Genomic DNA, 378 nt, shown 5'->3' on the forward strand with positions numbered 1-378 from the left:
GCATGGGCGGCACCGACGCCCTCGAACACCACCACGTCGGCCGGCTCCGTGGTGCGGGAGGCGCCGTCGCCGTTTGCTTCCCAGTCCCAGGCGGTCCAGTGCGCGCTGTCCCCGGCGGCCAGGGGCCGCAGCACGGTTTCCAGGTACCGCTGCTGCCCGCCGGCCAGGCCGTGCCAGCCGGGGTAGATGTCCTCCAGGTGGAACAGCGATACCGTGCGGTGGACCCGCAGCATCGCTGCCAGTTCCACGGCCAGCGTGGTCTTGCCGGCCCCCGAGCGCCCGTCGACGGCGATCAGTACGGGCTTAGTGCGCACGGATTTCCCCGCATCCGGTCGCGGCGGCGGCCCGGACCGGGGGATGCCCCCGGACGGGACCGCG

Annotated in this window: 1 protein-coding gene; it reads right to left on the minus strand. The window is 74.1% G+C overall.

All coding sequences use genetic code 11. The features are described from left to right. On the minus strand, positions 1-314 hold a 314-nt coding region (locus tag AC5RUJ_RS18660; protein ID WP_494156564.1), incomplete at its 3' end, for a uridine kinase family protein. Between the last annotated feature and the right edge of the window lie 64 nt (positions 315-378).

The sequence above is a fragment of the Arthrobacter sp. Y3223164 genome (assembly GCF_059091005.1).